Raw genomic sequence first — 26581 nt, forward strand, 5'->3', positions numbered from 1 at the left:
CCTTGCATGAATTCGCTGCGTTTAGCCGCGGGGGCGAACAGTAATCACCTCGGTAGAGTAGGCGAAGGTCGTCGTCGCTTATCCTAATCGCCCTGTGATGAACGTCGAGCGTCCGCCAATGCGGTTACGGCAAGAAGCAAAAGGCCAATGAGTAGCCGGGGATCTCCCAGATTGAAATCGGGCTCGACGGGGAAAGCGATGGTTTTCTCCAGTGCTGCTGCTTTGAAGTGATGTTTACCGCTAAATGCCGGATCCGTCACGATCTCGAGGAAATCGCGTCGACTACGGTAGCGTACTAAACCGCCCATATCCCATATGTCCACACCCTCAACGCCAATGACATCGATGCTGCGATAGGCGGCCGGCCCCATCATGACAGGGTGTGAGCCTCGAGAGAGCATGGCCGGGATCATATGTCCCATGTAGCGGTCCATGAGTTGCTGTGCATTTTCGCCCGGCGCTGCACCGGCGACGTTCCCAGGCGTCTCGTCGTAGTCGATGTTATTGATCATGATGAAATGCTTGCCGGTATCTTCTTCACCAAATTGTCTGATCATCGCGATTGCTTCCGGTGAGCCCCCGTTTGCTTCCATTTTCACAATGAAGTTATCGACCTCAGCGTCAGAGAGAGGGCCGCCAGACGGGGTGTACCAAAAGAGGAAAAGAGCGAAGAGGAGGGCAGGTAAAAGCCAGATTTTCATGCGAGTCGTCATGACGAAGTCCTAAGGAGATCTGAGCGATCGTCCGTTGTTATTGTAAGTAGTAAGACAAGATACCGGTTTGCTCGAGAAGTGTCCGAACCGAGGGGTCTTGAGCGGCATTCACGAGATTCAACTCATCTTTTACATGCAAGCGCGCCTGATTCAGCCTCCTGGCTGTTCGAGCCCTTGTCACGCCGTAGCCAATGTCATATTCGTAAAATTTCTCTCCCGCCAGACCTGCGGCAATATTTGCCGACGAGGACACGAAATAGGTCCGCGCAAAGTAGTTCACTATCGAAGCGACCGTATCGGGCAACTTGTCGTCGTCGCACCAAGCGCCAGCTTCGATCACATCATCTGTAAAAAAGGACTCGGTGTACTGCGTTAACATAGCTTCATATTGCCCTAGCCAGCTTTTGGGCTCGGGATCGGTAATAAAATGTGCTTTGCTCGCGCCTGCTAACGCAAAGTCTGCGAGGCACGGCCGGTTGCCGAGGAGAAAGGGGTGCTGTCGCAAGTGGCTTGACAGAACGTCGAGCATGTCTTGAAAGTCAGCTTGCACCGCCGCTGCTTGTTCTGCGCCAACGCCATTGACGGCGCAGGCGTTTTGTCCGAATCCCTCGTTCATGGCTGGACCAATAGGGCTTAGCTGCGCTAACTCCTCATCGCTAAATGGCGTATCAATGGATCGATCAAGCGAGATGTTCGCACCGAAACGAGGCCCAACCCAGGCTACGTTGTCGGGGTAGCACCAGCGTGAATGCACGCAGACACGCCCAAGCCAGTGATTGAGTGCATCTTCCAAGATAAAACAGAGCGATCGCTGAAGCGGAGTGTTCGGTATGACGGGGGTTTCACTAAAGCGCTCGTGGAGGAATGGCCCGATAGAAATGGTGTCCTGTAATAACCATCGGTCGGGCGTGGACAGTAATGGGATGAAATGCGTGCCAGCTTTGGTCTCGAGCGCTTCCCGCCGGGCTTCGGTTTTGAATTGGTAGCGCCAGGGAATCCGCTGGAAACGCAGCTGAGCCTCGAGTTTGCGAGTGAAAAAGCTCAGCTCAGTGCCTATTAAAGTGTATTCCCCAGGGTACATAATGACGTCCTCATATAAGCAGCGAGGCTTACATATTGACATCAATTATGTCAATATTTACCGCCTTCGATGCAGATAAAAAAAGAGACTAATAATGACATTACAGACCCCACTTAAATTAGTTGGCGGCACGGGTTCACCCTATACGCAAAAAATGGTGGCGCTGCTTCGCTACCGCCGAATTCCTTACAGTATTCAGTGGGGACAACCGGATGCGGCCTGCGATGCCATGGGCGTGGAGAAGCCGCGCCCCATCTTCATGCCTACTTTCTTCTTTGATGGCGATGCGGGTACCACGGCCGAATGTGACTCGACTCCCATTATTCGAAGACTCGAGGCAATGTACCCGGGTCGATCCGTGTTGCCGGAGGATCCGGCACTCGCCTTTATCGATTACCTGATTGAGGATTTCGCTGACGAGTGGTGTACCAAATACATGTTCCATTACCGCTGGCACTTCAGTGACGATGCGGACAATGCGGGCACCCTCTTGCCGCTGGGCATGGATGTCAGCATGCCCACCGAGTTTTTTCAGCAATTCAAGCAGCATATTTCAGAGCGTCAGATTAGCCGGCTCTACGTCGTGGGCTCGAATGACACAACGGCCCCTGTGATTGATGCAAGCTACCGACGTTTTCTTTCCGCGATGGAAGCGCATTTGGGGAATCAGAAGTTCATGCTCGGTAATCGGCCGGGCGCAGGCGATTTCGGTTTGCACGGCCAGCTAACGCAGCTGGTTGGGTTTGATCCTACCTCGCGTGCAATAGCGCATGAAGTGTCGCCTCGAACCGTGGCCTGGGTGGATCAAATTGAAGATCAGAGTGGGCTGGAACCCAAGGAACAAGATTGGACTGATCTTAAGGAGCAGCCCGAGAGCTTGAAGGCGCTCTTGTCAGAGATTGGCCGAGTCTATGCCCCCGCGCAACTGGCTAACGCAAAAGCGGTGGAGCAGGGTGAGAGGACGTGGGAATGCGACATTGACGGCGCGCCGTGGGTGCAGCAAACCTTCCCCTACCAGGCCAAGTGTCTTCGGTGGACGAACCAGCAGTATCAGGCGCTCTCATCATCGGACCGTGCATTAGTTGACTCGATACTGCAGGGAACGGGTGTCGAAACAATGCTGTTTTAGTCCAGGATTAACGAGTACTTGAGCGATAAAAAGCGCTGCGCAAAAAAATTGACAGCGCATCTCATTTGATAAAGGAATGACATAGATGGGTTTTGAGTTAAATGATCGGGTGATGGGATTAAACGTTCAGCTGCAAGCATTCATGGACAAGCATATTTATCCGCGTGAGCATGATTGGCACGAGTGGTGTTTGGATCAAGATAACCTCTGGGTCACACCGCCTTGGTTTGATGAACTCCGTGAGCTGGCGAAAGCTGAGGGTCTGTGGAATTTATTCTTGCCGCGTGAGTATGCGCCATGGAGTCCCGGGCTCAGCAATGTCGAAATCGCACCCTTGTTCGAGACCATGAGCAAGGTCTTGTGGGCGCAGCCCGTATTCAACTGCAACGCACCTGATCGCGGCAACATGGAAGTGCTGGCGAAGTACGGTACCGAGGCTCAACAAAAGCAATGGCTTGATCCTTTGTTGGCCGGCGAAATTAGAAGTGCGTACGCCATGACCGAGCCTCAGGTGGCCTCTAGTGACGCCACCAACATGGAATTAGAGATAACGCGTGACGGCGATGAGTACGTGCTTAACGGGCGTAAATGGTGGACCACAGGCGCTATCAATCCACGATGTAAAATCATGCTGGTCATGGGTAAGTCGAACCCCGAGAACCCGCGTCACCGGCAGCACTCGACCATACTAGTACCCAGAGACACACCCGGGATAACGTTGGTGCGACCACTGCGCGTATTTGACAGTCTCCATTCGCCGGGCGGCGAGGCTGAGCTTTTGTTTGAGAATGTGCGCGTACCGGTCACGAATATGATTAAGGGCGAGGGATGCGGGTTCGAGATTGCCCAGGGCAGATTAGGACCGGGCCGCTTCCAATACGCCATGGGCCTCGTTGGTATGGCGCAGCGCTGTCTAGAACTCATGTGCGCGCGTGCAGAGGAGCGGGTGGCGTTTGGGGAGCCGCTTATCAAAAAGACAAGTGTCCAGCATGAAATTGCCCGTTGCCGCTGCGACATTGAACAGGCGCGGTTGCTAACGTTACAGGCGGCGCATGTAATGGATACCGAAGGTATGACCGCTGCAAGACCCTACATCAGCATGGTGAAGATTGTGGCACCCAACATGGCGCAGCAAGTGGCTGATCGGGCCATGCAAGTATTTGGCGGTATGGGCGTTTCTCAGGACACCTTGATTCCAGATGTATTCACTCTGGCCCGTTTTTCGCGCATCGCCGATGGTCCCGATGAAGTGCACATGTCACAACTGGGTAAAATGACGGCCCGGGAACTCAACGAATCTTAGGTGGGGTTGGGGGCGCTCGCTTGAGAGCGGGCGCATAGGCTCTCTGTCGTGTGCGGTCTTCAGAACATTGGGTCGGCCTAGGCGGCCGACCGTGCTACGACGTCAATAATGACCTGAGACACCTCTTTGGGGCGTGTCTCCTGCAGGAAGTGCCCAGCTCCTTTGATGGTGGTGTGGGGCTGGCCCTTGGTGCCGGGTACTCGGTTTAAGAAAATGGCGTCACCCCCTTTGGTGACAGGGTCATCGTCGGCAAAGGCACAGACGAAGGGCTTATCGAAGCTCTCGAAAAACTCCCAAGCCAATCGTTGCTGCTCGAGCGACGGCGATGTCGGTAACGAGGGCACCTGGCTCGGCATAGCGCGTGGTCCCATTGCGTACTCGGCGCTTGGGAAGGGTGCGTCATAAGCCTTGGCAACGGACGATGGCAGCGGCGCTCGCATGCCCAGTTTGTGGAGTAGCGCTCTCGCGACTTTCATGAGGGTCGGTTGTTGCTCGCTCATCATCGATAACATCAGTCCAAACGGTGGATGGACTGTCTCCCAGCAGAACTTTTGCCAGACCGCAAAGATAAGCGCTGGATTAGACGCCTTGCCACCCCATGATAGCGATCGCAGTTCCTTGGACATGCCGAATAGCGTGGGAGTGGGGGCGTTGGCACGGTAGTCCTCGACCTCATCAACCATTGCTTGCGGCACATCTGGGTTGTAAGGCAGGCCGGTATTGCCAATGACCACGTTATCGAAGCGATCGGAGTGGGCGGCAACCAGTCGAAGACCAATGAGACCGCCCCAGTCTTGACCGAAAAAAGTCAGCCCCGAGAAGTCATTTTGCTCGAGCCATGCACCCATCCACTCGACCTGTCGCTCGTAGGTGTAGTCTTCTCGTGCCGCGGGCTTATCGCTTTTTCCATAGCCCACGAGATCCGGGCAAATGACACGAAGGCCTGCAGAAGTAAGGTGTGGGATCATTTTGCGGTAGAGATAACTCCAGACAGGCTGTCCGTGTATGCACAGCACAATGGCGCCATCGCGCGGTCCTTCATCGATATGGTGAATTCTTAAGTCCTGACCGTCATGCGTTTTTATTGTCGTGTACTGAGGCTCGAACGGATAGTCCCTCAGTCCTGCAAAGCAGCTATCCGGTGTGCGCAAAATTTTCATATCGATGGCTCTTTAGGTTAAGACATATATTGTGACAATATATAACAAATGTTCAATACCCATGCTTTTGTCCCGGTCTTTAGACTACCGAATCATGTTGCTTCAGTTGCGTGGGTTCAACGCCGTATTCGCTAACTCATGAAGGGAAAGGTCGCATGGATTTCACCCAATTTGCCAAATCAAGAAAAAGTGCTCGTGGTTTTTTGGATAAGCCAGTACCGAAGGAGCTTATCGATGACATCATTGAGACGGCGAAATGGGCCCCAAGCTCCTACAACACGCAGACGTGGCGCGTACACGCTGTTACGGGTGATGTGCTAGATAAAATTCGCAGAGGAAATACGGAAAATACGTTGGCTGGAAAGCCGCATGTGCGGGACTTTCCTTACAAGGAAGAATACGAGGGTATTCATCGACAACGGCAAATCGATGTGGCGATTCAACTTTTTGAGGCTATGGGTATTGAGCGCCATGACAAAGAAAAGCGCATGGATTGGATGTTGCGTGGATTTCGCCAGTTTGATGCGCCAGTGTCTTTGGTGCTTACTTACGATAAGTATCTGGAGCCCGCAGCGATTAGCCAGTTTGCTCTTGGCTCCCTGGCCTACGGCATCGTCTTAGCAGCATGGGAGCGTGGCCTGGGCTGTGTCATCAATGGTCAGGGCATCATGCAATCTGATGTTGTACGCGAACATGCTGAAATTCCGGATGACGAGAGCATCATGATTTGCATCGCGATGGGTTATCCCGATGACAGCTTTCCTGCGAATGCTGTGCGCTCTGATCGCGCCGATAACAGCGACTTTGTTCGCTATCGGGGGTTTTGACGGGGGGCAGAATATTAGACAGGGTATTTACGAGCTCGAGAGTCAAAGAGTCTCATTGGGAAGGGTGGTTGCCGCCCGTGACTCAGTAGCACAGGGGACGGTATTACTACAGCCTTATACCCGAGCGCTGCACAACTGATTCCATAACAGGGTAGCTCTTAGACTCCTGCACATTGGGCAGCTGAAGTAATGATCCTGCCAGCAAGTCCTTGTAGTGCGTCATGTCCTTTACCCGCGCTTTGACTAAGAAGTCGAATTCCCCTGATACAAGATGGCACTCTTCAACCTCGGGAATGAGTTCGATCGCTCCCGTGAAGGCTTTAAATGCGTCCCCGGCAGTGCGTTGTAAGGTCACCTGAACGAAGACTACGAGGCCAGCATCCAGTTTGCTGGGGGCCAAGCGCGCGTAGTAACCCGTAATCACCCCCTTGCCTTCCAACCGTTTGATGCGATCGGCGCAGGGCGACGGTGTGAGGCCAACACGACGACCGACCTCAGCTACGCTCATTCTGCCGTCTTTTTGAAGCAGCGAAAGAATCTTTCTATCCGTTTTTGACAGGCTTTCCATCACTAATCCCTTAACAGTTGGTTGCAAAAAAATATCGCATTATAAAAGTTGATTCCACTGCTGATAGTGTGAATTTAGTGAAAATAAAGTCGCAAATAGCCATTAATATCGCAATATCGCCTGCTTGTTTAAGAGGTCTAATCCAGTAAACATCGAGTAGAAAGGTTAATGGTTATGCGTATTGGTGTGCCAAAGGAAATTAAGAATCACGAGTACCGTGTAGGGCTGCCTCCCGCCGGTGTTGTTGAGCTGGTTAATCATGGTCATGAGGTCGTGATCGAGACAAACGCAGGCGAAGGAGCCGGGTTTTCAAACGAAGATTATGTGACCGCGGGCGCATCTATCGTCGACGCTCCTGAAACTATTTTCGCCAACTGCGACCTGATCGTTAAGGTTAAAGAGCCACAGCCCGGCGAATGCCGACAGCTTCGCCCGGGGCAGTTACTTTTCACTTACCTTCACTTGGCTGCCGATCGTCAACAAACCGATTTGCTCATGGAAAGCGGGGCAACCTGCATTGCCTACGAGACGGTCGAGGGTTCAAACGGCGGTTTGCCATTGTTAGCTCCCATGTCGGAAATTGCTGGCCGTCTCGCTGCTCAGGCGGGTGGCGACTTCTTAAAGAAATCGAGCGGTGGCCGCGGCGTATTGCTCGGGGGCGTACCCGGTGTTGCGCCTGCCAAAGTGGTGGTTATCGGCGGTGGCGTTGTGGGTACCAATGCGGCTCGGGTAGCGCAGGGGATGGGCGCGCGCGTTGTTGTGCTGGATCGCTCGCTTGATCGACTTCGTTACCTCGACGATATTTTCATGGGCCGTATTGAAACGGTTTGGTCGAGCGCAGCAGCGCTTGAAGAGCAGGTGTTGGATGCAGATTTAATCATCGGTGCTGTGTTAATCCCCGGTGCTGCTGCGCCCAAGTTGGTTAACCGTGCGCTGGTTTCCAAGCTTCAAAAAGGCAGTGTTATGGTCGATGTGGCCATTGACCAAGGTGGATGTTTTGAAACATCTCGAGCCACGTCTTATCAAGATCCGACTTATGACGTCGATGGGGTTGTCCATTACTGCGTGGCCAATATGCCAGGCGGAGTAGCAAGAACCGCAACGCTTGCATTAACCAATGCAACGCTACCTTACGTTGTGCGGTTGGCCAATCAGGGTCTTGATGCGCTGCGAGATGATGCACGATTTGCCCTTGGTTTGAACGTGCATGCAGGAAAGCTTACGCACGCGGGTGTCGGGGAAGCGTTCAGCTTGGATGCGATCTCACCAGCCGAAGCCCTGACTTCCTAGAGTAATTCGTTATAGTTGGCTCGCGTTTCCACTGCGGTCAACTATGAATACAACGTCCTTACAATCAGCCTCGGCTTTACCGACTCACCTTGCAGGCGAGATGCGTTCTAATCATGCGGGCGAGACGGGGGCAGTGTGGATTTACAGAGGTGTTCTAGCGGTATCGCGCAACGTCGAGATTCGGTCGTTTGCAGCGCACCATCTTGCGACTGAGCAGTTACACCTTCAGTTCTTTGACGATTGGCTAAGCGCGCCTCAGAAAAGTGTTCTACTGCCCCTGTGGCGCCTTTCGGGGTTCGTTCTCGGCGCCGTCTCTGCAATTGGCGGGCGACAATGGGTTTACGCCTCAATCGAAGCGGTTGAGACGTTTGTCGTGAAGCACTATGAGTCGCAATATGGGGCGCTAGAAGCCTACGGCGACGAAACACTTACCGCAGCTATACATCGGTTTTGCAATGATGAAGCCGACCACCGTGACGAAGCAGGTGGTGAGGCGCAGGCTCCTTCTAGCCTTCTTAAAGCGTGGTGTTGGGTCGTCGGATTTGGCTCTGAGCAGGCAGTTAAAATTGCGCGCAAGATCTGAGTCATCTAACAGGTAGTCTCAGGGTACTCATGTCCCATCGGCGGACAGAGACGCCCGTTTCGTTTTATCATCAAGATTATCGATAGGTTGTTGAGTCGGCGTCCTTTTTCTGGGTGCGATCGACAGCCGCAGGCCGGAAGAAGGACTTACCATGAGTGCTGAGTTGGTTAGAGCACGAATCGATGCGGGCCCGACGGTGCCGCTCATGTGGCTGGTCGTCTTTTTTGGCTTTCTGCTGAATCTCGCCGATGGTATAGATGTCGTTGCTATGTCCGTCACCGCTCCAAGTGTGGCGGTATCGTGGGGGCTCGAGCGTTCGGCACTGGGCTCACTATTTAGTTCTGCGCTCTTTGGTATGGCGATTGGCGCGGCAGGTCTTGCACCTTTATCAGACCGGTTGGGTCGCAGAGCGTTGTTAGTTGCGGCCATATTCTTGGTGGGCCTGAGCATGCTCGGTGTCAGTTGGATTGCAAGCAGCGGCTCGGTGACACTGTTTGCGATGTTGCGTTTCATTTCGGGTCTGGGTATCGGAATCATTTTTGGCAGTGCCCCTGCTTTGGCCTCTGAATTTATGCCAAGTCGATACCGAAGCCTTGCGGTTTCCCTAGTAGTGATGGGGTATCCCGTGGGTGCGGTACTCGCAGGCCCTATCGCCAATGCCTTAATTCCTGATTACGGTTGGCCCGCGGTGTTTACCGCTGGGGGTGCCTTAACGTTAACGATTGGCGTTGTAACGTGGATGCTTTTGCCTGAGTCTCCTGAGTTTTTAGCGAGCCGCCCAGGGGACAGACCTGAGCGGGAGAGTACGGTGAATGGTGTACTGGCACGTATGGACCGGGGGCCTATTCAGGGCTTACCCAGTGATGTAACGCCACCGTCCTCAACGCCAGTGGCGCAAATACTGACGGCTGACCGACGATTTAAAACCCTCGCGCTCTGGACTGTGTATTTCATGGGGTTTTTGACCATGTATTTCATGTTGTCTTGGATACCGACTTTATTCGTCGATTCAGGCTATACCCGATCTCAGGGCATTGATGCACTGACGGGGTTCAATATTGGCGCGATACCCGGCATTTTAATTCTAGCTTTCCTTACGACGCGGCTACCGTTGGTGCCATTGCTCTCACTCTTTTTTCTGTCCGCGGGTGGGGTATTGGTGTTCGTAGGTCTCACTGAACCCTCTGAGCTGGGCAGTCTCATGGCCCTGATGTTTTTTGCGGGGGTGTTCTTGCACGGGGGCTTTACCTGTCTGTATGCACTGGCAGCTCAGGTTTATCCGAGTGATGTGCGCGCAGCCGGCGTGGGTTGGGCTGCAGGCTTGGGCAGGACCGGTGCAATTGTCTCGCCGGTATTCGCCGCGGCACTGATTACGGCTGGTTGGGACATGTATGCGCTATTTGTGTGCTTTGCACTCCCGCTGCTCGCTGTAGGCTTTTTGCTATGGGTATTTTCAAATGATGACTGAATCTTTTTCATGGTTTCCTAGTCTCGAAGAACGGGGTAGCGCAACAGCGCTAATAGACCGTGAACAGTCGATTTCCTATGACGCACTCAACCAGTCGGTGGATCGCGTTATTGCGGGCTTATTGAACGCTGCGGATTCACTTGACGAGGAGCGAGTGGCTTTTCTGTATCCGGCAAGTTTCGACTATGCGGCATTGATCATTGGCGTCGTGGCAGCGGGGGGTATTGCGGTGCCGCTGAGTGTCCATGCGAGCGCTGATGAACTGTCGCATTGTCTTTCTGTGGCTGGGGTCAAGCGATTACTCCTGCCCGATGCGTTGCGTACACCGGCACTCGACACTGTTTGTGATCAGTTGGGTGTGGCGCAACTGAGTGTCGAGGCTTTACCCGACGCCGATCGACCGAGTGCCTTGCCACTCAAAGCCGAGCAGGGCGCATTAATTGTGTTCACCAGCGGTACCACAGGCAAACCCAAGGCGGTCGTTCACACGGTTGAGAGCGTGTCGGCCATGATTACATCGCTTATTGAAGCGTGGGGTTGGCTCGAGACCGATCACATTCCATTGTTTCTGCCGCTCCATCACGTCCACGGTATCGTTAATATCTTGCTGTGCGCGCTGTGGCGCGGCGCCAGCGTCGACCTTCATGCGCGCTTTGATGCCGAGAGAATCTGCTCCAATGTGGCTTTGGGGCGTTACTCAGTATTCATGGCGGTACCCACTATTTACGTGAAGCTGATTGCCCACATAAAGACACTCGAGCACGATCGGCAAACACAAGTCACCCAGGGGTTTGCCCGAATGAGACTGAACGTTTCAGGATCGGCTGCCTGCCCTGTGCCGCTGTTTGAGGAGTGGGAAGGCCTTACCTCTCAGCGCTTTCTGGAGCGATACGGGATGACTGAGTTAGGCATGGCGCTATCCAATCCTTACCGTGGTGATCGCCGACCGGGGCACGTGGGCCAACCCTTACCTGGCGTCAAGATTAAACGGGTCGATGAGAGCGGTAATGACATCCTTGACGACGCGACCCCGGGTGAGTTGGCGGTGAAAAGCCAAACAGCATTTAGAGAATATTGGGGGAATGTCACGTCTACTGACAGAGCATTTGCCGATGGCTGGTTTTTAACCGGGGATATCGCTGTGATTGATGAGGGTGCCTATCGAATATTGGGTCGTGCCTCGATCGACATTATTAAGTCAGGCGGCTTCAAGCTATCGGCATTAGAGATAGAGGCGACGTTACTTGAGCACCCCAATGTGAGCGAGGTTGCCGTGATCGGTGTGCCTGATCATGAATGGGGTGAGCTCGTTGCGTGTGCGCTAGTGTTACATGAGCAGGTCTCGCAAGAGAGTCTCATAGAATGGGCGCGTGAGCGGATGAGTGCCTACAAAGTGCCCCGCAAATGGCATTTTACCGACGCTTTACCTCGTAACGCCCTTGGAAAGGTAACGAAGCCATCTCTAAGGTCTTGGTTTTAGCGGGGACACAGCATGTTAGTTGACTTGACGGATCGTTAAGTAATTCATTGATGCAGCGCAAAATCATTCATATCGATGCTGATTGTTTCTACGCCGCCATAGAGATGCGCGATGACCCTAAGTTGCGCGGTATACCCATGGCCGTTGGCGGCAGTGCGGACCGTCGTGGTGTGTTGACCACAGCCAATTACGATGCGCGGAAATTTGGTGTCCGCTCAGCGATGTCGACGGCCCACGCTATGCGTCTTTGTCCGCATCTCACGGTGGTGCCGCCGCAGTTCATGAAGTATCGCGAAGCGTCGAAAGCGATGCGCGCGATTTTTGAGGAGTACACGGACATCATCGAGCCTTTGTCACTGGACGAGGCCTTCCTCGATGTCACCGAGTCCAGTGGGGAGAGCCTCACCGCGACAAAAATCGCCAAAGAAATCCGTGCGAAGGTAGAAAAAGAGATCGATATCACCGTGTCAGCTGGCGTATCCGTAAATAAATTTATTGCCAAAGTCGCCTCCGACTGGGAGAAGCCCAACGGATTGACGGTTGTCACGCCCGATCAAGTTGACGCTTTTGTCGGCGCCTTACCAGTTAAAAAAATTCCGGGCGTAGGGGCTGTGACGGCTGAAAAAATGCATCGCTATGGATTAAAAACCTGTGCTGATGTGAGGGTTTGGGGTCTCCACGATCTTGTTCGACGATTTGGAAAATTCGGTGTAGTGCTTCACGAACGCTCGCGTGGTCGCGATGAAAGGCCCGTTCAGCCAAGCCGGATTCGCAAGTCGATCAGTGTTGAAACCACTTTTGGAGAGGATCTCGCTGGACCGAGCGTGTGGGAGCCCTACGTCGATAAGTTATTTGAACAGCTACTTGGGCGCATTGAGTCTGCCAAGGCAAATGAGAGCATTCATAAAGCGTTTGTGAAGCTAAAATTCTCCGATTTCAGCAGTACCACGGTCGAGCGTGTGGGAACAGCCGCGGTCGAGTCGGATTATCGACAGTTATTGATAGAGGGTTGGCACCGCCGTGAGATGCCGGTTCGGCTCATTGGTATTGGCGTGAGGCTACAGGATGGTTGGGAGCATGCATCACGCCGGTTGCCGTTTGAGCAGGGCGAGGACTGAGTTGCATCGAGTGATGCTGCCGAGCGAGCGTTATTTGGTACAGGAAATGCCGGGTGTTTGATCATTGACCGCACGAACAGCCTGGGTGTGTCTCGATCTGTTTGTGTTATTGAGATTATCGATTTGGCGATAACACTTGGGTTTGAAAAAACAGCCACGTATCCTTATGCGGTCTCAACTAGCCAAAAAAGCCCAAGGAACGGCGGTATGTCCCGAATGATTTCTCAGCTCGATTCTGTGGTTGTCGGTGTTAACGATCTGTCTGCTGCGACAGCAGATTATGCGGCGCTGACAGGGAGCCAAGCACAGGAAGTGGCGTTTCGGGGTGGATCTTCAGTCAGCTTTCAGCTGGCGAATACCTGTTTGCGATTGGTTGAGACGTCTGAGCGACAGGGCCTCAAACAGCTGGTCTTTGGCTGTCCTGACCTTGACTCCGCGCGTCGCCGGCTACCCAATGTTGGCATCGAGATTATTGATGAGGCGTCGGATGACGGGTTTCTTGCGCTAAACCCCGAGACCACCCGGAGTGTGAACCTGGCTTTGACGGCAGCGCGCGAGACCGAGTCACGCGATTTACCCAGTGCGGGCGCCTTATCGGGACTTGATCATGCGGTGGTTGCCAGCGGTGATGGTGATTTTACGTCAGCGCTGTTGAGCGGTCGTTTGCAGCTCGACATGCGCCTCGATCTCACTAATGAGAACTGGGACGCGCGCCTCATGTTCTTTCGCTGTGGCGATCTCATCATTGAGGTTTATCAGCCGCTGTCCAAGCCCTTGGGTCCCGAGCGCGATCGTTTCTTTGGCTTGAGCTGGCGCACGGACAATATTGAAGCGACCCATAGCGAACTTACCGAGCGTGGGTTTGATGTCTCAGAAATCCGGACGGGTCGACGTCCTGGTACCCAGGTGTGCACGGTGCGTGACAAAACCCATGGTGTACCCACGCTGATACTCGGCAGGGACTAAGGCTTCATCGAATCCTGAAGGCCCAAGGTTTACTGCTGTTTAAGTGTCGCTGTTTAAAAAAATTCTGTTTAAAAAACGGCTGTTTAAAAACGTTCATTAAAAAAAGGTGCACGAAATCAACATGCACCGCTTCAGCGCGTTTGAGTCAGAGCTTATGAGCCTAACGCCGCCGCAATGGCCGTCATCGCCGCATTGGCATGAGCGTGGTAGTTGGTATCCACGGCAGCAGGCGCGTTACTGTGCATCGAGATCACGACGTCTCGATTTGGATCGATAAAGATAAACTGCCCAAAGATGCCTTCCGCCATATACGTGCCACCGCCGTACAGCCACCACTTGTAACCGTAGCCCTCATAGCCTTTTGAGGGCGATGTGGCCTCGGCCATCCAGCCGTCGGGCACGATGGATTCACCTACCGCATTCACAGCGCCGTTTTTCACGAAAATACCGAGTCGTGCATAGTCACGGATGGATGCGCTGATGCAGCAGCCACCGGTTTCGCCGGCAAATGGGGCCGATTGCATCCAGTTACCCCAATGCTCCATGCCAAAGCCCTGCCAGACTTTGGCGTTCATGTAGTCAGTGGCTGAGTTGCCGACGGCCGCTCTTAACACCTCACCCAAGAGGTTGCTCTCGGCCGTGTTGTAGTTAAAGACCGCTCCGGGTTTGTGTTTCTGAGGCAGCGTTCCCAAGTAGTCCGTCAGTTGGGTTCCTTGGAAGGTGCCCGCTTTTGCGACGTCGGAATCCGGATCCGCGTAGTCCTCGTTCCAGGCAACGCCCGAGGACATTTGCAGAATGTTTTTAATCGACACCGCGCCGTAAGCTGTGCCCTTGAGTCGCGGTAAATAGGTCTCTACCGTGTCTTCAATACTGCCGATGAAGCCATCTTTAACCGCGGCACCAATGAGCGTTGAGGTAAAGGACTTGGTCACGGAGAAGGAGATCCAAACAGACTCTGGGCTATGGTCTTCAGCGTAGTGCTCAAGCTTGATGGTGTCGCCCTTGACGACCGCCATGCCCAGGAGTGGTTCCCGCTTCAGGAAATCACCGACCGTGAATGTTTCACCACCAACCTGATAGCTCACGCGCTCAAGATCGCGATCGATCTCAGTAGTCAGCGCATAGGGTTTCTCGGATGGAAACAAAGGACGCGTCGGCATCCAAGCGTTGATATGCGCAAAGGCGACGCGTCGATCAGCAGTGGGGTAGAGCAGAACATTCGCATCAAGGTCGCCCGATTTTAGTCGCTCCAGGAAACCTTCGACTTCTTGGTTCGTGGCGGCGCTGGCGGGCAGTGCTATAGCACTAAGCGTAATGACGCTCAGGGTGAGGGCAGTGAGGAGTGATCGCATGGGTTTACCTTTTTTAGAATCGTCTCTATTCGTTGTTATTAAATCGTTGGTCCGTTTGCGTTGTGCGGGTGCAACTTACTCAGTCGAACCGTCCTGATCATCACTCGAATCCTCTCTATAACGCTCAAACCACGCCAAGATGTTGTTGACCTTGGCGATGAGGTTCGACGGCCGCGCATAAATGCTATGGCTCGCGCCGGGGATGCGGACCATGAGCGTATCGATACCACGATGCTTTAGGGCTTGGTAGTACTGCTCGGTCTCACTCATGGGCGTTCGATAGTCCGCTTCGCCCGTGAGAAGCATCGTGGGCGTTGACACATTACCTACCAAAGACAAGGGGGAGCGCTTCCAATAGCTCTCGTAGTCTTCCCAAGGTGGAGCGTCAAACCAAGTGGTAGCAAAGTAGTAGTTGAGGTCTGCCGTTAAAACAAAGCTCGCCCAATTGATGACGGGTTTGGCGACTACCGCAGCGCGAAATCGATCGGTTTTGCCCACAATCCAGGCCGTGAGTACACCACCACCCGAACCACCGGTAACGTAAAGCTGATTCGCGTCGACATAACCCCGGTCAAGAAGTACGTCCACACCCGACATCAAGTCATCGTAATCATAACCGGGGTAGGCCAGATCTATGGTGTTCGCAAATTCTTCGCCGTAACTCGTGCTACCGCGGGGGTTTGTATAGAACACAACATAGCCCGCCGCTGCATAGAGCTGAGCTTCGGTTGAGTAGTTGGGGCCATAGGCAGAGTGGGGGCCGCCGTGGATCTCAAGAATCATTGGGTAGGTTTTGTTGGGATCGAAACCGGGTGGTTTCATCACCCAGCCTTCGACTTCAAGACCGTCGTGCGAAGAGGCCCAGGTCATCCTCTCTACGCGCGCCATCTCACGTTGACCCATGAGATCGCTGTTGAGGTCGGTGAGTAAACGCGGCGCTTTTCCGGGCCGCATCAACGCGAGATCAGCGGGGCGATCATCGCGACCTAGGGTAAATGCTAAATGGCCTTTTCCACCGACCGAGAAAACGCCGCTGGTATAGGGGCGACCGAGTGCGGTACCGCCGAGAACAATGTCGCTTTGCTTCAACCTTCCTTTCACATCAACCTCAGCAACTCGGGTCATACCAAGGTCGTTGAAGCTAATCCAAAGACGTTTGCTATCGGGCGTCCATTGAACATCAGAGACTGACCGATCGAGATCTTCTGTAAGCGAGCGGTCCTCACCCGACTGCAAGTCTTTGACTCTCAGTTGAGCACGGTTGTAGCCCTGACGGGTATCAGCGGCTGAGGTATATGCCAAATAACGTCCGTTTGAGGAGATGACTGGGTTACTCTCAGAGCCGGCGCGGTCCGTCACTTTCACAAGCTCTCCGCTCACCAGCGAGGCGCTAAAGAGATCGGTTTGGCGCGGGTGATACTCGGCATCGTCACGTCGATTACTCGAAAAAATAATCGACTTGCTGTCTGGCATCCACGTCACAGGCCCGCCGATGGGGTAGTCACCATTACTCATTTGCCGAGGCGTGCCACCGTCTGCGGGAACCACAAAAACTTGGTTATTACCCGTTGGCAGATAGCCGCCCCCGTCACGTCTAAAGGTCATGCGATCTATCACAGTTGCAGGTTCCGCCCAGCTAGCCCCTTTTGGCTTTGCAGGCATCTCAGCTAAGGTCGGTGATGCTTTGGGAACAAACCGTGTGAAGGCAATAAATTTCCCGTCAGGAGACCAGACAATGCTTCGGGGTGATTGGGGCAGGGTGGTGACTTTTGCCGTCTCGCCGCCATCTAACCATTGAACAAACAGCTGATTTTTACCGTCACGGTTCGAGAGGTAGGCGAGCCGATCGCCTGAGGGAGACCAACGGGGAGAGCTGAAGTTGCCTGGGCCACTGACAAGTGGTCGATGATTGTCACCGTTCGTATCCACAACCCAAATCGTCCGCCTTGCTTGGTCAGTCATAATATCCATAGATGTACGCACGTAGGCGACGCGCGAGCCATTCGGTGAAACCTGTGGATCGTTGGCGTACTCCATCTCAAACACATCTTCAGCGACGAATACTGGAAGACTTGCCGCCTGAGAAATCTGTACCTGCAAGGCAAAGGAACTGACGATGACGGTCAGCGATAGGTTGAGAAGGACGCGGGAGCGTGCGGGATACCTTAGTTTTAGGGGCATACTGTCTAAGCTTATTCTGTGTGTTTGGTTGAGTATTACTGATGGCGAATCAAGCGAAAAGGGGTAAAAGCTGGGAACGGTGTCGTTGGGTCAGTCTGTCACACCCTCAAACACTTTATTAGGTGTGAGATACGACCGGCCTTGGCGCTGAGAACGTTTAACCCTGGTTAGCCAGTATTCAGCGCGATGTGCAGGAAATAGCTTCACGGTGGGGGTGCTCGAACACAACAAACATACGTTGTAAGCTAAACCGACCCTTACCGAGGCGAGTCAGTATGCGAAGTAGCTTACGCATTTTAATGATAGCGGTAGCCTTGAGTGCGTGCGCCACCCCTGAAGAGCGCGAGGTCGCAGCACTTGAGAAAGAGTTGGGCTTAGATGTGGCTCCTTATTTCCCCAAATGTTTGAGCGAGGAGGTCTCGCCACGCGCAGCTGTGAGAGCCGGTGACTACAGTGTTGCTCATACAATCGATAACCCTCAAGGCGACGTCGCCATCGATCGCTGCGCGCGGTGGGAAACCGATGAGCCAACCGGGAGTAAGAAGAAAAAACCGAAAAAATTGGTGCTAAAACCGCAAGAAGAGGTTGCTCTCCCAAAGGAAGATATTATTGATCGCTAGCGTTCATCCAAATCGGCGAGCTCCAAGCCATTTCGGTAACCGTAGCAGGGACGTCGCTGGGTGGCATTAGTCCAAGTCGTAAGCTGTCGTAGGTTGTCCAGCGACAGGTAGGTATTTGCATAACACGTGCGTAATAAAAGGCGTTGTGGCTCGGGTCATAGTGTGGGTCTACCCAGTCCGCTCGCAGTTCCGGCGATCCTGCCGTCGTTGACCACGAACAATCTGCAAGATCAACTGGGGCTGTTGTTGCAAGACATGTGCCTGCGGCATCCACATCGGCACAAGCAACATCAAACACCTTCTCGTACGTTTCACCATCGTTGAGCCAGCCCTTGATAATTTGGATCTTTGCCAGCGGTGCATTGTCTGGATCTTGCGTCGCCCAAACGAAAAGCCGAGGTGCTTCAGCAGTTGCCTCTAGTGTGCCACCCATGGGAACCCCAGCGTCATAAGCAGCCGCAAGGTCACCTGTGTCGGGGAGGTCCGAGGGTAAGTCAGCACCACCAAAAAGACGAAGCGAGAGACGAGTGCCACTTGTTGCATAAACCTCGCGTCGGCTCATGGCATCAAAAAGTGCATCTCGGGTATTCTCCGGTGCCCACACAGCTGCTAAGCCTCCAGGGTTGGCCACCTTCGGTTGTCGCAAGCCGTCTTCGAGTCGGTTCTTAGCAGGCGAGCCCAGGTAAGAATTCGCACCGCGGTAGTCCCATTCTTCTGCATCGCCCGGGTTTGAGTTGTGCGTGTCGGTCGATGCCATGAGACCAAACTTCAGAGGGTTAAAGCCCAGCGATTCCTTCAGCGCCAGTCCTTTTTTTAGACCGTCACGGGCCATTGAGGTGGGGTGAATGCAGAGCGTTACCTGGCCTTCCTCGCACACAGGCCAGAACTGCTCGAAACCACACTCTTCGTCGGTAGCACCAAAGCCAAGCACACACTCGGAATTACCCTTTATCTGGAACATCTCAACCAGAGGCTCAAATTTCTCTCTTAGACGCCAGTCGTCGCGGGTGTAGGGTATGCCATCGATGGTTTCGCTGGCGAAGGCCAAGCCCCAGCTCTTATTCGGGTTGTGCGGAATCGTCAGAAACTCACACCCCTCACCACAAGTTGCCTCGAGTTGCTTCCAGAGATCAATCTCCGAGTCAGCGTCATAGGCCGAAACGGCATAGTCGGGCGTGACATCACTGCGGAAGATAACGTTCCGGTGATGCTTACCCCGATCAACCATGGCAGGGGAATACTCATACGCCGCAAAGGTGGTGAAGACACCGGGTTCGTTGTGTCGTTCGGCGGCTGCTTTAATGGCCTCCCAGGTGTCGAGGTGATACTGACGCTCTGTCGCTTTGTCATTACCGAAGTAGCTAAGGTTTTCGACCAACGGCCGGTTCTCAACATTCGCTCTTAGTTCCAGAAACGAGAGTACATTGGGGTTGTTGACCAGTTCACAGTCTTTTGCGATCTCGGGCGTCGATGGCTCCAAGCACGCCATGACCCGTCCAAAGCCCTCCGCATGATCCGTGACCGCGGCAAAATCCAAGGGCCGGGTAAGTTCGATGATCTCACCGGTCTCAATTGAGGCAGACTCCCCCTTGGCAAACCGGTAGGTCGCATCGAGATCGCGCCGGTTACCAAATAGGTAAGCATCCGCAGATAGATTGGAGTGGATGTGTAAGTCTCCGAAATAGACATTGTTGAGCGGGCTAGCGGGTTGCACAGATCGAGCACTCTGAGGCGGTTGGTAGAAGGCGTTCTCGTCTTGTGCCGCTACCTCCTCACGGATTGCCGCGCGCTCTTCAGCTGTTGAAGGTATAAATTTAAGGTTGGTCTCCACGAAGTCGTAAGCAAACCAACCACACAGTAGGACAACGGGGGTTGCGAGAAGTAGGGTCTTTTTAACGGTCGACATCAATACACCTTCCTTACTTTTTTACTTTTGCTACGTGTCAGACAAGTAAGCGTCGTTACCTTTGAGTAAACGACAACTCGATTCTGAGTGCCAGCGCTTTTACACTGGTAAGGCGCCCGCCTTCGGTGCTGAACGAATCAGCGCGAAATGCGTGCACGTCTGAGAAGGGACGGTGAGTGCAACTCAAAAGCGTTCAAATAACAGCCGAGGGGAGCAAAGACGAAACCAATGAAGCAGCCAGTTAAGCCAAAACTCACACGCCGTGACTTTATTAATGGCGTGGCCATCGGTGCGGCAGGACTCCACCTCTCGCCACTCGAGGCGCTTGCGCAAGGTTTACTCCCCCTCCACTCACTGGGCCCTGACTATTACCCGCCCGCGCTCACTGGCATGCGGGGTAGTGTGGATGGCACCTATGAAGTGGCTCACGCACTGGCACGCGAGGGCAGGGCGTTTAGTCTGCCCAAAGAGCAAACAGAGACGACCTATGACCTGGTGGTGGTTGGGGGAGGTATCTCCGGTCTGGCGGCCGCGAAGTTCTTCAGAGACCGCCATGGAAGCGACAGCAAGATCCTGGTACTGGATAACCACGATGATTTTGGCGGACACGCGCGGCGTAACGAGCTCTCGGTCGATGGCGAGACACTGATTGGCTACGGCGGGAGCCAGGCGATTGATACACCCTCCGCCTACTCACCGGTGGCGAGCCAGCTTCTGAAAGACCTCGGTATCTTTGTTGAGCGGTTCTACGACTACCACGACCAGTCGTTCTTCGAAGATCGTGGTATGACCCGGGGCATCTACTTCGATGAGGCGACGTTTGGGAAACGTGCCATCACTGACAACCCCATTCAGGATTGGTGGGATCGCTGGGGTTTTCAGCTCAATAACATCACTGGTGATATGCCCATTCCTAAAGAGGACCAAGAGGCCTTCGCCAGCCTATTAAAGGGCGGGAAGGACTATCTGAAAGGCCTCTCGAACAACGAGCGCGAGGCGGTCCTTCGTGAAACGAGTTATCTTGATTTTCTCAAGAATTACGCCAATCAACCTGCGTCTGTCAGACGCATTCTGCAGGACTCGTGGCTTCCCATGATGGGTGCAGGCTGGGAAGCTATTTCGGCCTGGGAAGCAATGATTTACTGGTTCCCGGGAACGGACGAAGTGGGGGTGCGACCACCGGAAGGAAAAGAAGAGCCTTACATCTTCAAGTTTCCGGACGGTAACGCCAGCATTGCGCGTGCCTTGGTCCGAAACCTGATTCCAGACGCCATGCCCGGCAGCACCATGGAAGATCTCGTGACCGCTAAGGCGGATTACAGTCGACTCGATCGGTCAGGTAATCGCGTCAAAATTCGCCTCAACAGTACGGTGGTCAGGGCGCAGAATACGGGCGACGGGCACTTCGTCGATGTTACCTACGTTAATGGTGGTAAGACCTACCGTGTGCGAGCCAAACACGCGGTCATGGCCTGCTATAACCAGATCATTTCGCACCTCTGTCCTGAGGCCAGTCAGGCGCAGACCGAGGCGATAGGGCAGGCAACCAAGATCCCGTTCGTGCTGGGCACGTTTGCACTCCGAAACTGGCAGGCGTTCAAGGATGCTGGGCATTTCATGTTCTATTCGCCCGGCAATGTGATGTTCAAGTATTTGCACTTGGACTACCCAGTAAGCATTGGCGATTACGAATACGCTCAAGAGATCGACAGACCCATTGTGGTCACGGCTTGGTACTCACCGACAGCCGCAGGCCTTCCCGCCATGGATCAGTATCGAGCAGGGCGCATGCAACTACTACAGATGTCCTACCAAGACTTTGAAGACGACATCATCAAACACTTTGATGGCATGCTTGGCCCTTACGGGTTTGATGTTGAGCGCGATATGGCCGGTATCACGCTCAACCGCTGGCCGCACGGCTATGCCTATGAATTCGAGGGGATTGGCATTAACCCTAGCTACAATCGCTACAACGGGCCGCATATTGCCGGGCGTGCGCAAATTGGGCGCATCAGCATTGCTAACTCGGACTCCGAGGCGCACGCCTATGTGGATGGTGCCATTGATGCGGCGGATCGGGCCGTTAATGAACAAATAAAAATGGCCGGCGCGTGACAAGCGTAATGACAGCCACAGTCACAACACGACAGCGCGTCAGATGCCGATGAACTGCAGTGAGAGCCAGCAAAGCGACAGACCACAGAACAAAAGCAAAGAAAACAACTGAAAAACCACTACAGCGCAAGCAATGGATGAAAGCAAAAAAGATAGAAGGATAAGAAGATGCAAGGAGCTAGGATTGCTATATACAATAAGGGCGGTTTCTGGGTGAAACTGACGGCGTTGATGAGTCTGATTAGCCTCAGCACTCTGGCGACGGCTGAGACAGTGCACCCAGCCAAACTATCGAGCACCGAGCTGGCGGGCTATGCCTTCAAAAACCCCAACACCATCGTGACGGAGACACCAACCGGTAAGATACACGACCTTACTTCGCTCAAATCCTCCGACGGCAAGTTTGCCTCAGGTATGTATAGCGCCGGGAAATCCCGCTTTGACATTACCGAGCCCTACGGCGTGGACGAGTTCATGTTTTTCCTTGAAGGCAGTGTGACCTTGACCTCCGATGATGGCACTCAAATGACCGTCAATGCGGGCGAGGCTGTCACCATTCCAAAAGAGTGGACTGGCGTCTGGGAAACCGAGGGGTATCGAAAGATCTGGGTGATTTATTCATCCTCCGGCGAGGGACTTTGATTCTTAGGACATGACCAAGGCGAATAAAACGAGCCTTCTAGGTGACAGATGACAATCGGGGAAACTGATTTAGCAACCTTACTACGCACGCTTGACCCCGTGCTCGATGGCAATGAGTGGGTTTTTGTTAGGGTAGGGGATAGCGAGGTTCCCAAGTACATGCCGTACGCCCTCGCAAGCTTTAGAGAGCCAGAGGGTATGACGCTTGTCATGCCGCGCATTAAAGCTACTGAGATTGAACACAGCAGTGCTCCCATGGCGCGGATCACATTACGTGTACATTCGAGTCTCGAGGCCGTAGGCCTAACAGCAGCCGTATCGCGTGTGCTGGCCAATGACGGCATCAGCGCAAACATGATTGCCGCCTATTATCACGATCATGTCTTTGTCCCGCAGGCTTTGGCCGATCGTGCTATGAACTGCTTACGCGGCTTATCGCGCGCAGGTAACTCGTTTGACCCACGAGCTTGTTAGATTAAGCGTCGCCTCGGGCAACTTGGCGAGTGCAGACTGCTACGGCATTACTCAACAGCTGAGCGCTTCATTTACAGCTTAGGTAATTGGCCAGAGATGCCCGTTTCATCGGGCCTCATTACGTCGATAAACAGAAAAAAGGGATGCACTGCGTCGGTGCGCTCACATCGCCAATGTCACTTCCATGGTGCGGTGAACGAAGCAGATAGGGCGAAATTAGAGTAAAAGTGTCATCTTTCCGCTGTCGGTAAAATTTCAAGTAATTGTTTTTAATTGATTTTCTTCTTTTGGTGTACGCTTGGCTTGTCACATTTGCGCACAGATATATACTTCGAGGTGCGTTAATAAAACAGGTGCCTGCAAGCGCTTGAAGACAAACCGCACGACGCGCGTTGACCAGCGTTGTGCAATGAAAGCTAAAAGTAAAAAAGGACGCCAAAATGATCAAATCATTGTCTAGAAAGCCGAGCTTTGCGTTAGCTGTAATGGCGGTTGCCGTCGCAACTGCTGCTCCAAGCGCTTTTTCCCAGGAGGAAATCGAAGAGGTTGTTGTCACTGGATCTCGTATACCAGTTAACACCAACACCATTTCTTCGGTTCCCGTTCAGTCAGTCACCGAAGAGGACATCCGCAACTCCGGTGAGATCAACATTGCTGATATCGTCTCCGATATTCCCGCACTGGTCTCGTCACTCACTGCTGAGAACTCGTTAACCGGTGCTAACAGCTTGAACCTTCGTGGTTTGGGCGGCGATCGTTCGTTGACACTGGTTAACGGCCGCCGTCACGTTGCGGGCTTCCGCGGTAGCCAGGCTGTAGACGTGGGTACTATTCCTCGCGCGCTTGTCAAAAGTGTTGAAGTCACGACAGGTGGTGCATCAGCCATTTACGGAGCTGACGCGGTAACAGGTGTTGTTAACTTCATCCTCAAAGACGACTTCGAAGGCTTCCAAGTTGATCTGTCGGGTGGTGTACCCGAGCGCGGCGGTGCCCAGACAACAACCCTTGACCTGGTATGGGGTTCAAATTTTGCTAATGGTCGTGGTAATGCGGTTGTGACGTTCTCATCTGAGATGGATGAAGGTCTCCGTTTTAGAGACCGAAGCTGGTCACGCGATAACGGTATTGCCGAGACACTGGTGAACCCAGATCCGAATGGTCCGCCTCGCGCAGTGGTTCAGGATCCACGATTCTGGCTGACCTCACAGGAAGGTTCTATTGCCCCGGGGTTCGGCGGTCGTAGTGATATTTACGTCGACATTAACGGAAACGGGATTGCTGACTGTCAGGAATCTGAGGGCGGTCGTGTTGGCTACCTTGCGGGCTGCTGGTTGGTAGGCCCAGACGGAACGGTTCGTGTTAACCAAGACGGCGTCGTTGTTGACGGCTTGTGGGGCACGGGCGGTGACGGTGGTCGGGTGAACTTCAACCGCGACACGCTGTTCCCAGAGACCGATCGCCAGGTAGTGAATTTCAACGTTAACTACGAGTTTGCTGACAATCTTCGTGGCTTCTTGGAAACCAAATATGTTCGCGCCGAGACGACAGTCTTTAACGAGCAAGATACCTTCTACGACACCCTCGAAATACGTGCTGATAACGCCTTCATTCCCGATGCGTTACAACCTGTTGTTGACCAAACTGGTTACCTTTTGTTGACTCAGGATCCTCTGGATTTGAGTGACAACAACAATCAGAAGTACACGCGAGAGACGAGTCGCTTTGTTGCAGGGCTCGAGTGGGAGCCTGCCGATGGTCACAGCGTTGAAGTTTCTTTCAACCGCGGTATGTTCCAGCAGACGGATAAGACGAACGCCATTTATTTGGATCGATTCTACTCAGCGATTGATTCGGTCGTTGATTCCAGTGGCAACGTGGTGTGTCGTTCAACCCTCGATCCAACAACTGACTACCCGCTAGACTACTTCGCGGGTTCAAACGGCTTTGCTGATGGCGACTACTACAGCGATCGTTACTACTCGTTTACGCCGGGGGACGGTCAGTGTCAGCCACTGAACCCATTTGGCACGTATTCTGCCAGTGAAGCGGCTCAAAACTTTGTGACGGCGGATCTTGAAAGCACGCTCAAAATTCAGCAGTGGGTATTCAACGTGACAGCCGTGGGTCAGTTTGAAGTGCTTCAGTCAGTGCTTGACGGACCGGTTGGCTACGCTGCCGGTGTTGAGCGTCGTGAGGAGTCAAGTGACAACCGACTCGATCCACTAACGTTGGGTGTAATTCCTGAAGGAAGCCCTTACGAAGCGGGCCAGTCGGTGAACTCAATATCACCTTGGCTGTATTCGTTCATTTCGTTTGACAACACACAGCAGTACGACACGAAAGGTGACTATGACGTGACTGACGTGTTTGCAGAGGTGCGGCTGCCGATCTTCCTTGATCGTGACTTCACGCGTGAGCTGACGCTCGACGCCGCGGTTCGCCAAGCGGATTATTCGACATCGGGTAAAGCGAACACATGGAAAGTTGGTGTGACCTGGGCGCCGATCGACGATATCCGTTTCCGCGGTACGGTATCGGAGGCGGTTCGTGCGCCAAACATCTCTGAGCTGTTCGATCCTCGTCTGCCTATTACGGTTGCAGCGAGTTCTGACCCCTGTGCGTCGACCAACATCAACAACGGTACCGATGCGCGTGAAGCAAACTGTGTGGCGGCACTGACGGCAATTGGCGTCTCACAGGATGCGATCTTCACTGACGGTGTCTACGACTGGACTAACCCGCTGACTGCACGCTTCAACGGCGTATCCGGCGGTAACCCTGCGCTTGATGTGGAGACAGCGGATACCACTACTTACGGTGTTGTTATTGTACCTAGCTTCGCGCCAGGGCTAACGCTGTCAGTCGACTACTGGGACGTGGCCATCGATCAGGCAATCGCGGCCGTGAGCTCAGACGATATCCTTAAAGGTTGTTATGACTCCTCTAACTACCCGAGCCTCGATTTCTGTAATGCGTTTACACGTCGTGGTGATGGTGGCTTGAACTTCCTTGAGACCGGTACGATTAACTTTGCAAAGCTCGAAGCAGAAGGTGTTGACGTGTCAGCGTCCTACGACTGGGCAATGGGCGAAAACGACTTCCGCGTAAGCCTGGTAGGTTCGCGCCAGAAGCGTCTCGATCGTTTCTTTAACCCACTTGATACCTCTGACGTCGACCCAGAGCTGCAAGAGCTCCAGCGTCCACGTGTCACGGGTTCGTTGAGCCTCTCATGGGATCGTGGCCCCTGGAGTGTAGGCATCCAGAACGTATACCAGGGTAAGCAGGCTGTTGATGAGATCGAGGAAGTCCTCGGTCTTGGAGACAACCAGGCGGTTTATGGAGACGATGGCTTCTTTGATTCGATCGTGATCACAGACATTAACGGTAGCTACCAGTACAGCGATGAGCTGACTATTTATGGCGCGGTTAACAACGTGACTGACGAAGAGCCATGGTCAACGCAAAATGCATGGCCTGTGGGCCCACGCGGTCGCACATTTGTGTTGGGTGTTTCTTACTCAATGTAAGTACGCCATCGTCAGAAGAGCCCGCGCTTAACACCGCGGGCTTTTTTTTGTCTCACGTCATGAGGCGGAGTATTG

At 53.5% G+C, this 26581-nt stretch carries 21 protein-coding genes; 14 read left to right on the forward strand and 7 right to left on the reverse strand.

The genetic code is table 11. The features are described from left to right. Nucleotides 1-83 precede the first annotated feature (83 nt). Nucleotides 84-713, reverse strand: a complete 630-nt coding sequence (locus E0F26_RS07100; protein WP_279240971.1) for a hypothetical protein — start codon at nt 711-713, stop codon at nt 84-86. A gap of 37 nt (nt 714-750) precedes the next feature. After that, on the reverse strand, nt 751-1794 hold the full coding sequence (locus tag E0F26_RS07105; RefSeq protein WP_279240972.1) for a glutathione S-transferase C-terminal domain-containing protein: 1044 nt from the start codon (nt 1792-1794) through the stop codon (nt 751-753). 94 nt (nt 1795-1888) lie between these two features. On the opposite strand from E0F26_RS07105, the gene E0F26_RS07110 reads away from it, so the two are divergent. After that, nucleotides 1889-2923 carry a glutathione S-transferase N-terminal domain-containing protein gene (locus E0F26_RS07110; protein ID WP_279240973.1) on the forward strand — a complete coding sequence of 345 codons (1035 nt, stop codon included), beginning with the start codon at nt 1889-1891 and terminating at the stop codon, nt 2921-2923. An 85-nt stretch (nt 2924-3008) separates the two neighbouring features. Then, nucleotides 3009-4226, forward strand: coding sequence for an acyl-CoA dehydrogenase family protein (locus E0F26_RS07115; protein WP_279240974.1), 1218 nt, complete (start codon nt 3009-3011; stop codon nt 4224-4226). A gap of 77 nt (nt 4227-4303) precedes the next feature. Here E0F26_RS07115 and E0F26_RS07120 read toward each other — a convergent pair whose 3' ends face one another. Further along, complete coding sequence (locus E0F26_RS07120) at nt 4304-5386, reverse strand: haloalkane dehalogenase (RefSeq protein WP_279240975.1); 1083 nt, start codon at nt 5384-5386, stop codon at nt 4304-4306. 155 nt (nt 5387-5541) lie between these two features. Between E0F26_RS07120 and E0F26_RS07125 the strand changes: the two genes are divergently transcribed. Next, nucleotides 5542-6213: a nitroreductase gene (locus E0F26_RS07125; RefSeq protein ID WP_279240976.1), complete on the forward strand. Its 672-nt coding sequence runs from the start codon at nt 5542-5544 to the stop codon at nt 6211-6213. A 106-nt stretch (nt 6214-6319) separates the two neighbouring features. On the opposite strand, the gene E0F26_RS07130 is transcribed toward E0F26_RS07125, so the two are convergent. Beyond that, complete coding sequence (locus E0F26_RS07130) at nt 6320-6781, reverse strand: Lrp/AsnC ligand binding domain-containing protein (RefSeq protein ID WP_279240977.1); 462 nt, start codon at nt 6779-6781, stop codon at nt 6320-6322. 174 nt (nt 6782-6955) lie between these two features. Here E0F26_RS07130 and ald point away from each other — a divergent pair, with 174 nt between their 5' ends. From ald to E0F26_RS07160, 6 genes are all read left to right on the forward strand, one after another. Continuing rightward, a complete protein-coding gene (gene ald, locus E0F26_RS07135; RefSeq protein ID WP_279243206.1) occupies nt 6956-8071 on the forward strand; it encodes an alanine dehydrogenase in 1116 nt (371 codons plus the stop codon). 43 nt (nt 8072-8114) lie between these two features. Beyond that, nucleotides 8115-8654, forward strand: coding sequence for a demethoxyubiquinone hydroxylase family protein (locus E0F26_RS07140; protein WP_279240978.1), 540 nt, complete (start codon nt 8115-8117; stop codon nt 8652-8654). A gap of 151 nt (nt 8655-8805) precedes the next feature. Continuing rightward, nucleotides 8806-10122 carry an MFS transporter gene (locus E0F26_RS07145; RefSeq protein WP_279240979.1) on the forward strand — a complete coding sequence of 439 codons (1317 nt, stop codon included), beginning with the start codon at nt 8806-8808 and terminating at the stop codon, nt 10120-10122. After that, nucleotides 10112-11602, forward strand: a complete 1491-nt coding sequence (locus E0F26_RS07150; protein WP_279240980.1) for an acyl-CoA synthetase — start codon at nt 10112-10114, stop codon at nt 11600-11602. Before E0F26_RS07145 ends, E0F26_RS07150 begins: the two co-directional genes overlap by 11 nt. Before the next feature lie 50 nt (nt 11603-11652). After that, complete coding sequence (gene dinB / locus E0F26_RS07155; RefSeq protein WP_279240981.1) at nt 11653-12720, forward strand: DNA polymerase IV; 1068 nt, start codon at nt 11653-11655, stop codon at nt 12718-12720. Nucleotides 12721-12927: 207 nt separating this feature from the next. Next, on the forward strand, nt 12928-13686 hold the full coding sequence (locus E0F26_RS07160) for a VOC family protein (protein ID WP_279240982.1): 759 nt from the start codon (nt 12928-12930) through the stop codon (nt 13684-13686). A 152-nt stretch (nt 13687-13838) separates the two neighbouring features. Here E0F26_RS07160 and E0F26_RS07165 read toward each other — a convergent pair whose 3' ends face one another. Continuing rightward, nucleotides 13839-15038: a serine hydrolase domain-containing protein gene (locus E0F26_RS07165; protein WP_279240983.1), complete on the reverse strand. Its 1200-nt coding sequence runs from the start codon at nt 15036-15038 to the stop codon at nt 13839-13841. A 75-nt stretch (nt 15039-15113) separates the two neighbouring features. Then, on the reverse strand, nt 15114-17219 hold the full coding sequence (locus tag E0F26_RS07170) for a S9 family peptidase (protein WP_279240984.1): 2106 nt from the start codon (nt 17217-17219) through the stop codon (nt 15114-15116). A 275-nt stretch (nt 17220-17494) separates the two neighbouring features. Between E0F26_RS07170 and E0F26_RS07175 the strand changes: the two genes are divergently transcribed. Next, nucleotides 17495-17839 (forward strand): hypothetical protein, encoded by a 345-nt coding sequence (locus E0F26_RS07175; protein WP_279240985.1) that lies wholly within the window; start codon nt 17495-17497, stop codon nt 17837-17839. On the opposite strand, the gene E0F26_RS07180 is transcribed toward E0F26_RS07175, so the two are convergent. Continuing rightward, nucleotides 17826-19745, reverse strand: a complete 1920-nt coding sequence (locus E0F26_RS07180; RefSeq protein ID WP_279240986.1) for a DUF3604 domain-containing protein — start codon at nt 19743-19745, stop codon at nt 17826-17828. The two genes, E0F26_RS07175 and E0F26_RS07180, sit on opposite strands and share 14 nt — an antisense overlap. Nucleotides 19746-19973: 228 nt before the next feature. On the opposite strand from E0F26_RS07180, the gene E0F26_RS07185 reads away from it, so the two are divergent. From E0F26_RS07185 to E0F26_RS07200, 4 genes are all read left to right on the forward strand, one after another. Next, on the forward strand, nt 19974-21863 hold the full coding sequence (locus E0F26_RS07185) for an NAD(P)-binding protein (protein ID WP_279240987.1): 1890 nt from the start codon (nt 19974-19976) through the stop codon (nt 21861-21863). A gap of 168 nt (nt 21864-22031) precedes the next feature. Beyond that, nucleotides 22032-22505 carry a cupin domain-containing protein gene (locus E0F26_RS07190; RefSeq protein ID WP_279240988.1) on the forward strand — a complete coding sequence of 158 codons (474 nt, stop codon included), beginning with the start codon at nt 22032-22034 and terminating at the stop codon, nt 22503-22505. 48 nt (nt 22506-22553) lie between these two features. Further along, nucleotides 22554-22979: an ACT domain-containing protein gene (locus E0F26_RS07195; protein ID WP_279240989.1), complete on the forward strand. Its 426-nt coding sequence runs from the start codon at nt 22554-22556 to the stop codon at nt 22977-22979. A gap of 440 nt (nt 22980-23419) precedes the next feature. Continuing rightward, a complete protein-coding gene (locus E0F26_RS07200; RefSeq protein WP_279240990.1) occupies nt 23420-26506 on the forward strand; it encodes a TonB-dependent receptor domain-containing protein in 3087 nt (1028 codons plus the stop codon). The last annotated feature ends 75 nt before the right edge of the window (nt 26507-26581 follow it).

It is taken from the genome of Candidatus Paraluminiphilus aquimaris, from assembly GCF_026230195.1.
In the GTDB taxonomy this organism is placed as follows: domain Bacteria; phylum Pseudomonadota; class Gammaproteobacteria; order Pseudomonadales; family Halieaceae; genus Luminiphilus; species Luminiphilus aquimaris.

Coding starts and splice junctions, on each gene's coding strand:
- E0F26_RS07100 (WP_279240971.1), bottom strand. CDS start 713: ATGACGACTCGCATGAAAATCTGGCTTTTACCTGCCCTCCTCTTCGCT.
- E0F26_RS07105 (WP_279240972.1), bottom strand. CDS start 1,794: ATGTACCCTGGGGAATACACTTTAATAGGCACTGAGCTGAGCTTTTTC.
- E0F26_RS07110 (WP_279240973.1), top strand. CDS start 1,889: ATGACATTACAGACCCCACTTAAATTAGTTGGCGGCACGGGTTCACCC.
- E0F26_RS07115 (WP_279240974.1), top strand. CDS start 3,009: ATGGGTTTTGAGTTAAATGATCGGGTGATGGGATTAAACGTTCAGCTG.
- E0F26_RS07120 (WP_279240975.1), bottom strand. CDS start 5,386: ATGAAAATTTTGCGCACACCGGATAGCTGCTTTGCAGGACTGAGGGAC.
- E0F26_RS07125 (WP_279240976.1), top strand. CDS start 5,542: ATGGATTTCACCCAATTTGCCAAATCAAGAAAAAGTGCTCGTGGTTTT.
- E0F26_RS07130 (WP_279240977.1), bottom strand. CDS start 6,781: ATGGAAAGCCTGTCAAAAACGGATAGAAAGATTCTTTCGCTGCTTCAA.
- ald (WP_279243206.1), top strand. CDS start 6,956: ATGCGTATTGGTGTGCCAAAGGAAATTAAGAATCACGAGTACCGTGTA.
- E0F26_RS07140 (WP_279240978.1), top strand. CDS start 8,115: ATGAATACAACGTCCTTACAATCAGCCTCGGCTTTACCGACTCACCTT.
- E0F26_RS07145 (WP_279240979.1), top strand. CDS start 8,806: ATGAGTGCTGAGTTGGTTAGAGCACGAATCGATGCGGGCCCGACGGTG.
- E0F26_RS07150 (WP_279240980.1), top strand. CDS start 10,112: ATGATGACTGAATCTTTTTCATGGTTTCCTAGTCTCGAAGAACGGGGT.
- dinB (WP_279240981.1), top strand. CDS start 11,653: ATGCAGCGCAAAATCATTCATATCGATGCTGATTGTTTCTACGCCGCC.
- E0F26_RS07160 (WP_279240982.1), top strand. CDS start 12,928: ATGTCCCGAATGATTTCTCAGCTCGATTCTGTGGTTGTCGGTGTTAAC.
- E0F26_RS07165 (WP_279240983.1), bottom strand. CDS start 15,038: ATGCGATCACTCCTCACTGCCCTCACCCTGAGCGTCATTACGCTTAGT.
- E0F26_RS07170 (WP_279240984.1), bottom strand. CDS start 17,219: ATGCCCCTAAAACTAAGGTATCCCGCACGCTCCCGCGTCCTTCTCAAC.
- E0F26_RS07175 (WP_279240985.1), top strand. CDS start 17,495: ATGCGAAGTAGCTTACGCATTTTAATGATAGCGGTAGCCTTGAGTGCG.
- E0F26_RS07180 (WP_279240986.1), bottom strand. CDS start 19,745: ATGTCGACCGTTAAAAAGACCCTACTTCTCGCAACCCCCGTTGTCCTA.
- E0F26_RS07185 (WP_279240987.1), top strand. CDS start 19,974: ATGAAGCAGCCAGTTAAGCCAAAACTCACACGCCGTGACTTTATTAAT.
- E0F26_RS07190 (WP_279240988.1), top strand. CDS start 22,032: ATGCAAGGAGCTAGGATTGCTATATACAATAAGGGCGGTTTCTGGGTG.
- E0F26_RS07195 (WP_279240989.1), top strand. CDS start 22,554: ATGACAATCGGGGAAACTGATTTAGCAACCTTACTACGCACGCTTGAC.
- E0F26_RS07200 (WP_279240990.1), top strand. CDS start 23,420: ATGATCAAATCATTGTCTAGAAAGCCGAGCTTTGCGTTAGCTGTAATG.